The 14,782-nt window shown below is 66.4% G+C and carries 9 protein-coding genes, 1 tRNA gene and 1 pseudogene; 10 read left to right on the top strand and 1 reads right to left on the bottom strand.

Annotated elements, in window-relative coordinates; genetic code table 11:
• Window positions 1-476 precede the first annotated feature (476 nt).
• On the bottom strand, window positions 477-2,150 hold the full coding sequence (locus OXG33_14950) for a thiamine pyrophosphate-binding protein (protein MCY4115212.1): 1,674 nt from the start codon (window positions 2,148-2,150) through the stop codon (window positions 477-479).
• Window positions 2,151-2,533: 383 nt separating this feature from the next.
• Here OXG33_14950 and OXG33_14945 point away from each other — a divergent pair.
• The 10 genes and pseudogenes from OXG33_14945 (at window position 2,534) to OXG33_14900 (ending at window position 14,632) form a co-directional block, all read left to right on the top strand.
• Window positions 2,534-2,825: pseudogene (locus OXG33_14945) on the top strand (BrnT family toxin).
• Window positions 2,791-3,096, top strand: a complete 306-nt coding sequence (locus OXG33_14940) for a BrnA antitoxin family protein (protein ID MCY4115211.1) — start codon at window positions 2,791-2,793, stop codon at window positions 3,094-3,096. Before OXG33_14945 ends, OXG33_14940 begins: the two are co-directional and overlap by 35 nt.
• A 307-nt stretch (window positions 3,097-3,403) precedes the next feature.
• Window positions 3,404-4,423: a methyltransferase domain-containing protein gene (locus tag OXG33_14935; protein MCY4115210.1), complete on the top strand. Its 1,020-nt coding sequence runs from the start codon at window positions 3,404-3,406 to the stop codon at window positions 4,421-4,423.
• 307 nt (window positions 4,424-4,730) lie between these two features.
• The gene (locus OXG33_14930) at window positions 4,731-7,043 is read left to right on the top strand and encodes an ABC transporter substrate-binding protein (GenBank protein MCY4115209.1); all 2,313 of its coding nucleotides are present in this window, start codon (window positions 4,731-4,733) and stop codon (window positions 7,041-7,043) included.
• A 45-nt stretch (window positions 7,044-7,088) separates the two neighbouring features.
• Window positions 7,089-7,883: a phytanoyl-CoA dioxygenase family protein gene (locus tag OXG33_14925; protein MCY4115208.1), complete on the top strand. Its 795-nt coding sequence runs from the start codon at window positions 7,089-7,091 to the stop codon at window positions 7,881-7,883.
• 320 nt (window positions 7,884-8,203) lie between these two features.
• Entirely contained in the window at window positions 8,204-9,625 is a 1,422-nt protein-coding gene (locus OXG33_14920) for a glycoside hydrolase family 32 protein (protein ID MCY4115207.1), read from the top strand.
• Window positions 9,626-10,094: 469 nt separating this feature from the next.
• Window positions 10,095-10,170: transfer RNA gene (locus OXG33_14915), tRNA-Thr, on the top strand.
• Window positions 10,171-10,197: 27 nt separating this feature from the next.
• Window positions 10,198-12,987 carry a hypothetical protein gene (locus tag OXG33_14910; GenBank protein MCY4115206.1) on the top strand — a complete coding sequence of 930 codons (2,790 nt, stop codon included), beginning with the start codon at window positions 10,198-10,200 and terminating at the stop codon, window positions 12,985-12,987.
• A 281-nt stretch (window positions 12,988-13,268) separates the two neighbouring features.
• On the top strand, window positions 13,269-13,622 hold the full coding sequence (locus OXG33_14905; protein ID MCY4115205.1) for a helix-turn-helix transcriptional regulator: 354 nt from the start codon (window positions 13,269-13,271) through the stop codon (window positions 13,620-13,622).
• A 14-nt stretch (window positions 13,623-13,636) separates the two neighbouring features.
• On the top strand, window positions 13,637-14,632 hold the full coding sequence (locus OXG33_14900) for a hypothetical protein (protein ID MCY4115204.1): 996 nt from the start codon (window positions 13,637-13,639) through the stop codon (window positions 14,630-14,632).
• Window positions 14,633-14,782 lie beyond the last annotated feature (150 nt).

Below are 14,782 nucleotides of genomic sequence, written 5' to 3'. Positions count from 1 at the left end.
TACCAAACGCTTAGGTAGCGGGTCGCGTTGACCGGGCCCTTCACTTCGAAGCGGGCCGTCGTCCTTCTTCCTCTCACTATTGGGACCTTTGAATAGAGATGTAGGGGCGACGCATGCGTCGCCCCTACGCATGGGTTAGCAGATTGCGCGGCCGCTAGCTTCCCGCCCCGAATCAAGTACAGAGCAGGCTCTTCGCGGGAATGACGGAGCGTTTACGCAAAGATCCCCTCTGGTAGAGGGTTGGGGTGAGAATCTTGCGGGCAACCGTCCTCAATTGCGTTCGATCTCGAGGCTGGCTACGGCTGTTGGCGACTATTGTCGCGGTGCGCGTGTGATTTGGGCGTTCTCTTGGGTTTCGGTGGTCCCAATCTCACGGCGGGCGAATCGGTGCCTCGAGCGAATGCCGCTTAACTGAGTCGAGTGTGCGAATTCCGCGTATACGGCAGATTGCGCCACTCGTAGAGGCCTCAGTTTCGCTAGTCCGGGACGAACGGCAACGGCGCAGCGACGTTGATGTCGGTGACCACGTCGACGACGGCGGGGCGATTGGCGTCGAGGGCGGTGGCGAGGGCGTTGGGCAGGTCTTCCGCGCGAGTGACGCGGATGGCGAAGCAGCCCATGGCTTCGGCGATCTTGGTGAAGTCGATGTCTTCGAACACCCATAGCTCGTCGGGGTTGCCGTCGCGTCCGGCGTAGAGGTCGTCGATCGCGGCTTTGCCCTGGTTGAGGGAGCGGTTGTTGTTGATGACGGTGACGGTGTTGATGTTGCAGCGGACGGCGGTTTCCAGCTCGGCGAGGTGGTACCAGACGCCGCCGTCGCCGGTGAAGCAGATCACGGGCCGGTCGGGCACGGCGCACTTGGCGCCCATGGCCGCCGGGAGTCCCCAGCCGAGCGATCCGGCGCAGCGCAGGTAGCTCTGGGTGCGGTGCGTGAGGTCGATCATGGCGCCGGTCCAGATACCGGCGTGCCCGGTGTCGGAGACGAGAATTGCGTCGGTGGGGAGGATGTCCTGGACCTCGCGGCAGAGGCGCTCGGGCCGGATCGGGGAGGCGTCGGAGTCGCGGTGCGGCTGGAATTCGGCGCGCCACTCGGTCACGAGTCGTTGGGCGCGGCGCGACCAGTCTGTCTCCGCCGGGCCGGGCTCGATGACGTCGATGAGCCGTTGCAGCGCGAGCTTGGCGTCGGCCAAGACGTCAACCTGGCTGGGGTAGTTGCGGCCAAGCTCGGCGGGATCGACGTTGATCTGAATCGTCGGGACGCCCGGTTTTGGCACGCGCCAGAAGTGGGTGGCCTGTCCGCCGGTCTGGCTGCCGACGATCAGCACCAGGTCGGCTTCGTAGGCCACCTGGTTGGCGCAGGAGCGCGAGTAGGTGCCGAGCACGCCAACGGACAGCGGATGATCCTCGGGGATGGAACCCTTGCCGTTGAGCGATGAGACGACCGGTATCGAGAGCTTCTCGGCCAGCGCGGTGATCTCCGGCCCGGCCTGCGACGCGGTGACGCCGCCGCCGGCCAGAAGGACCGGACGCTGGGCTTGGCTGAGCAGAGCCGCCGTGGCGTGGATCTGGCGGTCGTCGGGAAGCGGTCGGAATGCGGGGTAGGCGGTGAACGACGAGTCGACGATCACCTCGGCGTCTACCTCGTCCTCTTCGATCAGCTCGGCGGCGATGCCGAGAAGGTCCAGATGCACGGGCGCGGGTGAGCCGGAAACGGCCTCGCGGAACGCCTGGCGCAGCAGCAATGGCAGCTGGGCGGCGCCATCCACCAAGGCGCTGAACTTGGTGACGGGCTGGAAGAGCGGCCAGTGATCGATTTCCTGGTAGGCGTGGCGGTAGCGATATTCCGGCATCCAGCGACCGGTGAGGGCGACAACGGGCGATCGGGCCAGATACGCATCCTGCAAGCCCGCCGCCAGGTTGGCGGCGCCGACCGACTGCGCAAAGGCCACGCCGGGCCGGCGCGCGGCGCGGGCGTAGCCATCGGCCATGTAAGCGGCGGCCTTCTCGGTGTGGCACATGATCCGCCGGATGCCCAGCGGTTCCATGTCCACCAGGGTCTGCTGCAGGATGCCGGGGACGAAGTAGACGGCGGTGACGCCGTAGCCGTGCAGCGTCTCGGCGATGAAGCGGGACCCGGTCATCGAGGGCATGGCGTCACCATTTCACACGTGCGCTCACCGGCGCACCCGCTATGGAAGCACATGGCCGGGTCAAGGCTGGCGACTCCGCCCAGCACGCCGCCACCGCGCCGGCAGAGTCACCGGCGCTTGCGATTCGGGATCGCCGAGCGATTGATCGCGGGATTCCCCATTCGTCGCTCGATGTGCGGGAGCGGATCGCTGCCTTCGGAGACCCTTGACCGGTGAGGAGCGGGCGGTTCGCGAACCGCCCCTACGTGCCAACGAGCAGGTTCGATTCCCGCTAGACTTCCGCCTCCGTGGGAATGATGGAGTCAGAGCGACCAGTTGCCAAGTGTTTACGTCACGACGCTTTGGTAACTACAATACCGTAGTGTGAGGTAGGGTGACTGCGCTTGCGTTGGACATGGGATCAGTCAAAGAACCGGGCGAATCTTCGAGCGCAACGGCCTCGGTTTCGAGGCTGCCGCCTTCGTGTTTGACGATCCAATGTCCGCAACGCGAGACGATCCATTTCCAGGTGAGCAACGGTGGCGAACCATCGGCATGGTTGGCACGCAAGTCGTGATGGTGGTCCACACGTGGCCCGAAGTCGACACCGCAACCGGCGAATCGATCGGGCGCATCATCTCCGCGCGTAAGGCGACGAGAAATGAAAGGGAGGCCTATGAAGAAGGACACGCCTGAGCTGCCGCCCGACGTTCAGGAGCAGATTCGGACATTGGAGACTATGTCGGATGCCGAGATCGACACCACCGAAGCCCCGGAGATCCTCGGCTGGTCCGACTCAAGACGCGGGGTCTTCTACCGGCCGGTGAAGCAGCAGATCACGCTGAGGCTCGACGCGGACATCATTGCGTGGTTCAAAGCTCATGCTCGCGACGGTCGCGGGTACCAGACTGACATCAATGGGGCGCTCCGCGAGCACGTTCACAGGACGGCCAGTTCGGCAAGGTAGTCGTGCCCGGTGGGCCCAGGTCTTCGAGAGCATGGCGTCACCTTCTTGCGCACGCGCCCTGCACTCGCACTCTTCTCAGGTCGAAGAAGCCGTGCGGATTCCAAAGCGGGATGACGAATCCTGGTGCTGAGCGGCGCACGTGCGATCCCCGCGGACCTCGATTCGCGGAGCAACGGCGTTCGATCTGGCGCCGGATTCGAACGGCCCTGGCCGCTGTGCTGAAACTGGACCGACGATTGACACTGTGACGGACCATCCGTAGGTTGATTCGGCTCGAATCCGCCAAGGGGCGGGCCGGGGCGTTCTGATGGCGGTCAAGCTCTCCAAATCACTCAAGGACAACCAAGGCGCTTCGGGTGTCGCGTCGACGGTGAGCGAGTACGAACGCCGATTCAAGCTTGACCAACACGATGTAGCGCAGATCAGCGACGCCGCCACGGTCAACAATCTCTACTACGACCTGGTAACGGATTTCTTTGAGTTTGGCTGGGGCCGGTCGTTTCACTTTGCTCCTCGCGTTCCCGGCGAGAGCTTCAAGGCGTCGCTGGCGCGCCACGAGCACTACCTGGCGCACCGGTTGGGGCTGGGTCCGGGAATGGTCGTCGCCGATCTCGGGTGCGGCGTTGGCGGTCCGCTGATCGAGATCGCCCGGTTTACCGACGCGAAGATCATTGGCGTCAACAGCAACGGCTATCAGCTCGACCGCGCCCGGAAGCTGGTGGATGAAGCAGGGCTGGCGCACCTGGCCGAGTTTCTGCACTGCGACTTCCTGGACGTCGACGCCCCGGACGAGTCGTTCGACGCGGCGTACTCCATCGAGGCCACGTGCTGCGCCCCGGACAAAGTCAGCATCTATGCCGAGGTGTTTCGCCTGCTGAAGCCGGGTGCCGAATTCGCTGCCTACGAGTACTGCGTGACCGATCGATTCGATGCGCAGGACCCTCTGCACGTCAAGCTCAAGAATGACATGCAGTTGGGAGGCGGGTTGCCCGTCATCGACGACATGCCAACCGTTGATAACGCGCTTCGATCGGTGGGCTTCGAAGTCTTGGAAGCGAGGGATCTTGCCTTGCAACCCGGTCCGTCAATCCCCTGGTTTGAACCGCTAGTGGGTTCGGGGATTTCGCTGGCCGCCTTTCGCAGTTCGAGGCTCGGCCGCTGGGTCACGCACAATTCCGTTAGAGCGCTCGAGGCGCTGCGCATTGCGCCGAAGGGCACGACTCGCGTCGCAGCGACGCTGAACCTCTGCGCGACGGCCATGGTTGAGGCGGGCCGGCTGGGCATCTTCACGCCGATGTACCTGGTCCACGCCCGGAAGCCGGGATAGCGATCTGACGTCGGTCGGGTGACCGTCGCGATGTGTTGAACGGCGGTGGCAACCGGCTGGTCTGAGGCTTTGGGGCATGGACGACACTGACACCTGTGTGGCGCCATGTGACCCAGCACCGAGGGGTACCCTCGATTCATCGATTGACCCACGGGGTTGGATTCCCGGTCCCCGCCCGCGCGGGGGACGGGCTTCGCCGGAATGACGGACTCAAAGTCGCCTCTGCCAGGAATTGTGCGCGGCCGACGGTGTGACTAGCATTCCAGAGCGGCGTTACGAAATCCGATTGGCGGAGGAGGAGCGGTCCATGGCTCGAGCGAAGGCAGTCAGTCGCCGATCGTTGCTCCGGGGAAGCGCGGCGGCATTGGCCGGAAGCGTGGGCGCGGCGACGCTGGCGGCCTGTGGCGAAGCCGAAGTCGTCGAAAAGATCGTGACGGTCACCGAGATCAAGGAGGTTGTGAAGGAAGTCCCGGTCGAGACGGTCGTCACCAAAGAAGTGATCAAGGAGGTGATCAAAGAAGTCCCGGTCGAGGTGATCAAGGAGGTCCCGGTCGAGACGATCAAGGAGGTGCCGGTTGAAAAGGTCGTAGTCAAAGAGGTTGTCGTTGAGAAGGTCGTGACCAAAGAAGTCATTGTCGAAAAGATCGTCGAGCCGAGTCCTACCCCTGAACCTACTGCTACCCCTGAGCCTAGTCCTGCCGCTGAACCCACCGCCGCGGTGGCGGAACGGCCGATGGCTCCCGAAGGCCGCAACATGGAGGCGACGGGGTTCATTCCCTCGAGCTTTCAGGAAGCGCCGTCGCTGGCAGCCCGCGTGGCGGCGGGTGAGTTGCCGCCGGTCGAGGAGCGCCTGCCATCTGAGCCTTTGGTCTGGCAGCCGTGGGAAGCGATCGGCACTTACGGCGGCCGCCTGAACTTTGGCAGCGTGGCGATTTCGGTGGACATCGGCAACGCCAACCGCACCGACACCCTGGCCTACGACATGACGGGCACCGCGCTGGTCAACGACGCCGTCAAGCATCACGAGGTGAGTTCCGATGGCACGACCGTCATCTTGGAACTGCGCCAGGGGCACAAGTGGTCGGACGGGGCCCCGTTCACGTCCGAAAACTTCCAGTGGCACTACGACAATTACATGCTGAACGCCGAGCTTCAGCCGCGTGGTCCGTGGCCGCCTATCAACGGCAATCCGCCGAAGGTCGAAACGCCCGACGAGCTGACGGTCGAGATCTCATATCCGGACCCGGCGCCGATCTTCCTGGACCGGCTGGGTCGCGGCGGGAGTGAGCGCGGGTTCTACATCGCGTCGCACTACATTGAGCAGTTCCACGCGGACTTCAACCCCGAGGCCGAGAGGTTGGCCAGACGGGATGGATTCGACGATTGGACGCAGCAGTACCGGGCCAAAATGCGCTGGGGCGCACACCAGACCTGGTTCACCCGGCATGCGGTGGACCGACCGGTGCTGGCGCCGTGGATGCTCACCGCTCACTCGGTGGACCGGGCCTCGCTCGACCGCAACCCGTACTTCCACATCGTCGACACGGAGGGGAACCAGCTTCCCTATGTGGAGGGCCTGAACTTCGAGCTGCTGTCGGACCGAGAGGTCTACCAAATCCGTCTGACGCAGGGATCGTTGGACTTCGGGCAGTTCGAGCTCGACTTCTACAACATGCCGCTGTACCGCGACCGGGAGGCCTCGGGCAACTACCGGACGCTGATCAGCAAGGCGCTCCGAAGCTCGGCACTGGCGCTCCAGCCCAACTGGACGTACAAGGACGCGGCGGTGGCCGAGATCTTCCAGGAGCTCGACTTCCGCATCGCGCTGTCAGTGGCCATCGACCGCGAACTCATCAACGACGCGGTGTACTTCGGTTTGGCGACGCCCTTTCAGGGCACGATCCTCCCGAGCTACCCGTTCTACGAGAACCACTGGGGCACGATCCACACCGAGTACGACCCGGCCAAGGCCAACGAGTTGCTCGACGGCTTGGGCCTCAACCAGCGCGACGCTCAAGGCTGGCGCTTGCGACCGGACGGCGAGCGCTTGACGCTGATCATGGAGATCGGCGACCAGGAAGGCCCGAAGGACGCGATCGCCGAGCTGGTGGCCGAGAATTGGCGCGAGGTCGGGCTCGACACCCGGTGGATCCAGATGGAGCGCCCGATCTACGAGGAGCGCCTGGACTTGCTCACCGAGATCATGATCGGTACCGAGCACACGGAAGCCACCGGGTACTTCACCCGCTGGGTCCCGTGGGTCTGGGGCTACAAGGGCAAGCGAGCCGTCTGGGCGGGCGGGTGGACCGCGTGGTTCGCCACCAACGGCGGATGGGGGCCCGAGCCGCCGGATGAGATCAAGGCCAACGCCGAGGCCAAATGGCGATGGCAATTGTCCGCTCCAGGCACACCCGACTACGACAGGTGGGGCAAGGAATACTTCGGGTGGCAGGCGGAGCACCTGACGGTGATCGGCACCGTGGGCTTCGCCCCGCAGCCGGTGATCATCAACAACCGGGTGAAGAACTTCCCCGACGACGAGGCGAACCTGTGGTTTGGCGCCGGGGCCAACTTCACCAAGCCCTACCGCGCGTTTCAATGGTTCATTCCCGACGCGTGAGTGTGCGACGCTGCCAGGCACCGCGGCTGGTGAAGGAGATGTGCGATGGCAGCGGGTGAAGTGACGCAGGCGATGGTGGACTTCTACCGCGTCCACGGGGCGGTGAAGCTGCCGGGACTCATCAGCTGTGAGGAGGCGGCCGCCTACCGCGAGGAGGGGATGAAGCTGCTGCTGGCGGGGCCGACGGGCGAACTGGATATCGACGGCGCGAACCAGCAGCGGGTGCAGCTGTGGAAGTGGAACGAGACCATGCGTGCGCTGACGATGCTTCCCCGGCTGGGGGCGGCCGCCGAGCGGTTGGCGGGGATGCCGCTGCGCCTGTGGCACGACGACATCATTGCCAAGCCGCCGCAAAACGACGGGCCGACCCGGCCGCACCAGGACATGCCGCTGTGGGCGCTGGGCAACGCGCCCGGCGCGCTCACCGCCTGGATCGCGCTTCAGGACACGTCGGTCGAGATGGGCTGCATGAGCTTTGCCATGGGCAGCCAGCACTGGAAGGACCTGCCCAAGGAGGTGGCGCACGGCCACCGGCCGGACATCGCCAAGGGCTCGCTGCAAAACGTGGACGAGGTGGCGTGGTTGCCGAGAATCACCATCCCGCTGCAGGCGGGCGATTGCACGTTTCACAACGGCTACACGTTTCACATGGCTGGTCCGAATCTGACCGACGAGTGGCGCGTGGCCCATCGCGTGGCGATGGTGGACGCGGCGGCGGTCTATGACCCGCACCTGCCGCACCCGGTGATCGACGGCTTGGGGCTGGACCCTGGCGACGGACTTCCGGACAGCGCGTTTCCGTTGGTTGCGGGCTGGGCTGGGGCGGCTGCGTCGGGCTAGGTATTCGCGCGCGAGGAAGCCTCTGCATGATGGGTCGACACCCCACGTCCAGGCCTCGGATCACCCTCACCCTAACCCTCTCCCATCAAGGGAGAGGGAACCGGACCGGCCCTTCGGGCTCCATCGGACGATTCACGCAAAGGTCTCTTCGAGGGAGAAGGGATAACCCTCTCCCATCAAGGGAGAGGGAATCGGACCGGCCCTTCGGGCTCCATCGGACGATTCACGCAAAGGTCTCTTAGCGGGAGAGGGGAAAGGGCTTGCTCTCCAGCCGCTGCTCAAGAGATCACGCACACGCTTCCGTGAGCGGGGCGCCGACTGTGAGCGCCGAGGACAACCGCCGGTGCCTGGCGGACGACCGCTACCGTCCCGCGTATCACTTCACGGCGCCGGCGAACTTTCTCGGCGATCCGAACGGGACGATCCATTGGGACGGCGCCTTTCACCTCTTCTACCAGCACAACCCCGACGACGCCTATGACAATCCGCGGCGGATGCATTGGGGCCATGCCGTCAGCCGGGACCTGGTGCATTGGCGGGACTTGCCGATCGCGCTGGCGCCCGAGCCCGGCGGACCCGACCGCAGCGGCTGCTACAGCGGCGGCGCGATCGATCTCGATGGCGTGCCGGCGCTGGTGTACTACGGCAATCCCGACGGCATTTGCGTCGCGACGAGCACGGACGGCCTGCGCACGTGGTCGCGGCATCCGTCCAATCCGCTGATCCCGCATCCGACCGACCCGGAGGCCGGGTGGCGGGCGTGGGACCCGTGCGCGTGGCGTGACGGGGACACGTGGTATCTGGTCTGCGGCGGCAAGGTCGAGGGCGCCGGCGACACGGCGTTCCTGTTCCGCTCGCGGGATTTCGTGAACTGGGACTACCGCGGCTTGCTCTATGAGCCGGGCAACGAGAGCGATTGCGCGGTTCCCGACCTGTTCAGATTGGGCGAAGCGCACGTGCTGCTCTTCGCCAGCCACGAGCGGGGCGTGCAGTACTACGTGGGCGCGATGGAAGGAGAGCAGTTTGTGCCGCGGCGGCATGGCCGCATGAACTTCGGCGGGTTCTCGCTCGAGAGCGGGACGCTGTGCGCCGGGCTTTCGCTGCGCGACGACGCCGACCGCCGCCTCATGTTTGGCTGGGTGACCGAGGGCCGCACGGAGGCCGCCCAACGGGCTTCGGGTTGGTCGGGCGTGATGTGCCTACCGCGGGTGCTCGCGCTCGGCGGCGACGGCCTGCTGCGAATCGAGCCGGTGCCGGAACTCCAGGCGCTGCGGGGCGTTCATCGGCGCTTCGACGACTTGCATGTGCCAGCGGGAGCGCCGGCGCCGTTGGACGGCGTGGATGCATCCTGCTCCGAGGTGGCGGTGGCCTTCGAGCGCGAGACCGCGGGCGAAGTCGGTATCGCCGTGGGCCGTTCGCCGGACGGGGCGGAGGAGACGCGGATCGTCTATTCGCGTGCCGAGGGTCGGATATCCCTCGATCCCGGAGATTCGAGCGCCGCCCCGGACGTGGTTGGGCGCGCCGTGCAGCACGCGCCGCTTGATTTGGACACAGACGAGGCGCTGCAGTTGCGGATATTCATCGATCGATCAATCGTTGAGGTGTTTGCCAACGGGCGGCAGTGCCTGACCCAGCGGATCTACCCTTCGCGTTCGGACAGTCGCGGCGTGGCGCTGTTCGCTCAACTGGACGCGGGCGTGTGCTCGGTGGACGTCTGGCAGATGCGCTCGATCTGGTCGTGACTGCGGTCGAGCCGCAGTGGTGGACGTGGTGGGGGTAGTGGGGAACCTTGACCTCGGCGGGCCGCATGGTGACTCAGCGCCTGTGGGACCCCACAATCTGTTGGTTGATTTGAGTGGAAGGATCTCCGACTTCCGAGACCCTTGCACATATGGTTGACATCCCGTGCCAAGGCCCCGAATCACCCTCACCCTAACCCTCTCCCGTCAAGGGAGAGGGGACCGGACCGGCTCTCCAGGATCCACGGGAGGGATGACGCAAGAGTCCCATCAAGGGGGAGGAGAGCGGACCAACTCTGAGGCTCTTGCAGCTGGGATTGCTCAAAGTTCTCACTTCGCCGGAATGACGGACTTCGCGTGGCCCACGGCCGGCCGGTGGGGTTCGACCGTGATCGAAGGTTGCTCGTCTATGCTGACCGATGGCGACTGGTGCATCGCCTCTCGGGTTCGCAGCCATGAAAATCAGCGGTCTGCCCAGGTAGCTCAATCGGCAGAGCGGCGGTTTTGTAAACCGCAGGTCGTGGGTTCGAGTCCCACCCTGGGCTCCACGATGCCGAGTCGCACAACGGATCGCCATGATCGTTGATTCCGCGGTAATTCCAGGCTTGCTGCTGCTGGCGGCAGAGCTTGTCGTGCTGGCCGTCGTCGGATTCGCGGTGGCGCGGGTGGCGCTGGGACAAACCGACGAGCTCCTAGCGCTGGCGCAGGGTCTGGTGGTCGGCCTGGCCCTTTGGGGGCTGGTCACCAACTTCGTCGTTTACCTATGGCCTGGGCTCGGCGGGACGGTGGTGGCCTGGGTGGTCGTGCTGGCGCTCGGCGCGGGAATCGCCTGGCGTTGGCGCGAGCGCCTCCGGGTGCGGCCACGCGTCGCGGCGGGATTCGCGGTGGCGGTGCTGGCGTTGCTTTGGGTCGCGCTGGCCGGGCGACAGCTCATGCCGAATCCCGACCCCTACATCCATCACGGGTTCATCGCGGCGATGCGCGCCGGCGGGCCGCATCCGCCGGAACTGCCGTGGAATCCCGGCATGGCCGTGCCCTATCACTACGGGGTCGACCTGCTGATCGCACTGCTCACGCCGCCGGTAGGGCCCGACCCGGCGTTCGTGACGGAGCTGTTGGGCGCGTACATCTGGACCAGCTTCGCGCTGGTCGTGGGGACGCTGCTGCTCCGGCGCGGTTCCTGGCCGGCCGTCGTGACGCTTGGGCCGCTGCTGCTGGCGGCCGGGACGCAAACGCTGTTGTTCGCCGCGCCGGGTGTGCTCCAGGTCCCGGTCCCTGCCGGGATGCCGGAAGCCGGTCTGCGCGCGGCGCTGGGGACGGTCTACGTGGATGGGCTTGGGGCAAGCGAGTCCGTGCCGCCAAACGTCTGGAAGCCCACGTTTCCGCTGGCCTACGCCCTGGCGCTGGTGGCGCTGGAGCGAGCCACGCAGGGCGGGGATGGGCACTGGGCGCGGCGGGTCGCGTTGGCTGCGCTGGTCGGGTTCCTGGGGCTGGTGGACGAGGCCGTGGCTCCGGTCGTTTTGGCGCTGTGGGGGCTGCTCGAGGCCGTCGAGCTCTGGCAATCCCGCCGCGAACGCGCCATCACCGGCGGTGTCCTGCGCGCCGCGGCGGGACCGGCGCTGGCCGCGCTCCTCCTGGCCTTCGGCGGCGGCATCATCACGGCCGTCCTGTTTGGGGAGGACGCGGGCGCCCTGTCGCTCGGCTGGGTCGACGACACGAGCGCCCGGCAACCGCTGGCGTCCTTCACCACACTATCCGGCGGGCTGGGCCTGCTGGCCCTGGGACCTCTGGCGCTGGCCGGCGGCGCCGCCCTCCTGGCAGGGCGAGATCGGTTCAGTCTGGCGATGGTCGTCGCCGCCGGCGTGTTCGTCCTTGCCGGGCTGACGCTGCAATACGAGATCGGGCAGCAGGACGTCACCAGGCTCGACGGGCACGCGCGAAACTTCGGGCTGCTGGCGGCGATGCTGGCCGTGAGCCCGCGACTTCGGGCGCTGAGGCCCGGCTGGCGCTGGGCCGCGGGCGCGGCGATCGTGGGGCTGATGACCTGGCCGACCGTGGTGTCACCCCTGCGGGCAATCGATCCGGGGCTCAGTCAGGGCGTGCTGCTCGCCAACGCGGGCGTCGAAGCGCGAGAGGCGGAGGCGATGGGTGCGTGGCACCGAGAGGTGTACCCGCGCTTGAGGTCCGCGCGGCTTGCCGGCTACATCCGGGACCACACGGATATCGAGGCGCGCATCCTGTCCCCGGAGCCGACGGCCATGTCCACCGCTACCGGGCGTCCCAACGCGTCGGGGTTCATCCAGGCGGCACATCTGCTCTACGAGGTTGGCCCCGAGTACCAGGACGCCAGGCGCTACCTCGAACCTGCCGCCCTGAGGCGCCTGGGCGTCGCGTACGTGCACGCCACGGATGCTTGGATCGAGGGTTTGCCGGATCGCGCCAGGCGCTGGCTGCAAGATCCGGAGCTGTTCGAACTTCTCTTTCGGGATGGGGGCGACGCCCTCTATCGGGTGCGTCCGGCGTTCCTCGAGCTCGAAGCCCCGCCGATCCCGGCGTCCTATGAGGCGCTGCGGCGGGCCGTGCCGCCGTCCGCCGTCGCTTATGTGGACCCGGCGATCCAATCGACCTTCGCCCTGCGCGCCGCATCCACGCTCGCGCATGCGCGGCTCGTGGGTGAGGTGTTCCCGGGCCGCATGCACATGCGGACGGACTTCGGAATCGAGCCGCTGGGCGAGCACATTCCGGACGTCGTTGTGGTGCCGCACTGGTTCACGCCATCCATGTTCCCGCCGGCGGCGCGGCAGCCGATCTGGTGGAACGACGGCGTGGCGGTCTACTCGCCGGACGGCGCGATCGCGCCGCTCATGCCGTTCACGCCCGGGGATTGGCGGTCCGTCACTGTCCGGCTGTCCAATCTCGTCGCCACGGACGGGCGGCTCAGCTTTGCCCTCGCGCTGCATAACCGGGAGCCGGACCGCTGGACGGGACAGGATTGGATCGTCGTGGAGACGACGGAGGGCGGACTCCCCGTCTATCCGGGGTTCGGCCGGCCTTCAGCCGAGCGGTGGTTTCCCGGCGAGATTTCTTCGCGGCCCGCCGCCGTCGACGCCTATTTCAGATTCGATCCGCGCACGGGCAGCTTGGCCGCCGGCGCTCGGACCAATGGCGCCGTGGGCGAGGACGATCCGCTCGACCCGGGGCGGTGGACGCTCGCGATGCGACTCATCCGCGCCGTGGATCGGGGCAGCTACGTGGCCCAAGAGCACGTGGGCTTCATCCCGCTGCTGCGGGTGGAGGTTTCAGAAGCCCGCGAGGTGGCGTATGAGGTATTCGAGGGCGACCTCAACGCGAGGCTGCGGCCCTAGGCGAGCGGCTGGGTTCCGTGGTTGGAGACATTTGCATGAAGAGGCGGTGTGCGAATCGGTTCACCTTGCCCGTGAACAGGTTCAACTGCCGTCGGATCCCACTATCGGAGACGCTGGCATGACCGCAAAGGGCGGGTGTGAGACTCGCCCCTACTCCCACCAACCCGTGCGGCTCTCGGTGCGACCGGACTGGATTCCGGCTTCCGCCGGAATGACGGAGCGAAGGCGACTGGCCGCCCAGCCCTTGACAATGCCAGGTAGGCGTGTACTGTGTACGAACTATGACACGTTTTGGCGAGGCGGCCACGGCCAGCCGGCAGCGTCTCCGGGAGTCAGACCGGCGCTATTCGTTGCGCCAGGTGGCGCGGCGGATCGGCGTCGAGCCCAGCTATCTGAGCAAGGTGGAGCGGGGACAGGTGGCGCCGCCGTCGGAGGCCACCACGGTGCGTTTGGCCAAGGAATTGGGCCAGGACCCGGACGTGTTCCTGGCGATGGCGGGCAAGGTGTCGCGGGACCTCCAGGACGTCATTTGCAAACGCCCCGCTCTGTTCGCGGAACTGATTCGACAACTCAAGGATGCGCCCGACCACGCCATCCTTCACATCGTGCGCGAGGTGCGCGACGGTGACTGGTGAGGAGCCAGGCTTAGATGATCACGCTTGAGCATGACTCTTTGGTATTTCGTTTCCCCGAGGTTCACGAGGCGGCGCGCTGCTCGATCGACTTCCAGCGAACCCTGCGCATTCCGGACGACGGGCTGGACTATCCGCTGCCGCCGGGGTTGGGCAGCTTTCCCCTGCGGCACCTCGACGACTACGCCCGACGGGCGCCCCGCGAGTGGCTGACGCGCGGCGGCGTGCTGATGCCCATGCACCAGGCCGAGGCCATGTGGGTCAGTTTCGGGTCGGACAGCTACCCGTTTGCCGTGAAGATCGCGGCGGGCAAGACCTGCGCGCTGACGGGCGACGCGTGGGCAAATCACCTGAACACGGACCCGCAGGACTACCTGGTGCTGCCGGAGCAACCGTGGCTGGACGGCTTCTGCGTCGCCAAAGGCATCGTGCGGCAATTCGTCGCCATGCCATTGGGCGAGGGCTATTCGGTTGAGGAGCAACTAACCGGCGCCGCCGAGCACGGCGGCCTGCAGATCATCGCTTTTCCCATGAAAGCCGAGCGGTACGAGGAACTGTCTGGTGAGGCGATCGTCGACTACGGGCCGCTATATGCTCCACTTGCGTCAGAGTCGGCAATGGGACTGTCGCCCGGCGGCCGGATGCGGCAGGAGATCTATGAAGACGAATACGGGCTCGACGCTTGGGATCAGCGCCATGCGAGCCGGTGTTTCGTCACCATCGCCAACTCCACCCGGTGGCTGGCGCTCACCGGCGAGCGGCCGCCGACGGAGCCGCCGACCGCGCGGGACTACTCGGACGCGGGGCTGCCGTGGTTCGACTATTACGGCGGCGACCTCGAGGCGCTGGCGGAAACCGAAAGGATGCGCGGTCTCGTGAGCGTGGCGCAGCTGGGCTCGCAGAAGGGCCAGACGCCGTTGCCGGACAACGAATCGGTGGACGCCGCGCACGTCGTCACGCTGCGCGCCGCCGGCGCCACGCAGGTGCGGGAGATGCCGGCTGGGGGGGCGTAGGCGGGCGGGTCCGAGAGTTGCCCGTACCCGACCGTCGCGGCACGCCGCTAAGTTTGGCCGGACCGGATACCGGCTTTCGCCGGAATGACGGAGAGTGCGGGCGGGACTGAGCCCCGCCCCTACCCCAACCGAGCCGCGCCTTCAGTTTTG

The sequence above is a fragment of the Chloroflexota bacterium genome (assembly GCA_026708035.1).
Taxonomy (GTDB): Bacteria; Chloroflexota; UBA11872; order UBA11872; family UBA11872; genus JAJECS01.
This window is presented reverse-complemented; position numbering and strand designations above follow the sequence as displayed.

Coding starts and splice junctions, on each gene's coding strand:
- OXG33_14905 (MCY4115205.1), top strand. CDS start 13,269: ATGACACGTTTTGGCGAGGCGGCCACGGCCAGCCGGCAGCGTCTCCGG.
- OXG33_14900 (MCY4115204.1), top strand. CDS start 13,637: ATGATCACGCTTGAGCATGACTCTTTGGTATTTCGTTTCCCCGAGGTT.
- OXG33_14930 (MCY4115209.1), top strand. CDS start 4,731: ATGGCTCGAGCGAAGGCAGTCAGTCGCCGATCGTTGCTCCGGGGAAGC.
- OXG33_14940 (MCY4115211.1), top strand. CDS start 2,791: ATGAAAGGGAGGCCTATGAAGAAGGACACGCCTGAGCTGCCGCCCGAC.
- OXG33_14925 (MCY4115208.1), top strand. CDS start 7,089: ATGGCAGCGGGTGAAGTGACGCAGGCGATGGTGGACTTCTACCGCGTC.
- OXG33_14950 (MCY4115212.1), bottom strand. CDS start 2,150: ATGCCCTCGATGACCGGGTCCCGCTTCATCGCCGAGACGCTGCACGGC.
- OXG33_14935 (MCY4115210.1), top strand. CDS start 3,404: ATGGCGGTCAAGCTCTCCAAATCACTCAAGGACAACCAAGGCGCTTCG.
- OXG33_14910 (MCY4115206.1), top strand. CDS start 10,198: ATGATCGTTGATTCCGCGGTAATTCCAGGCTTGCTGCTGCTGGCGGCA.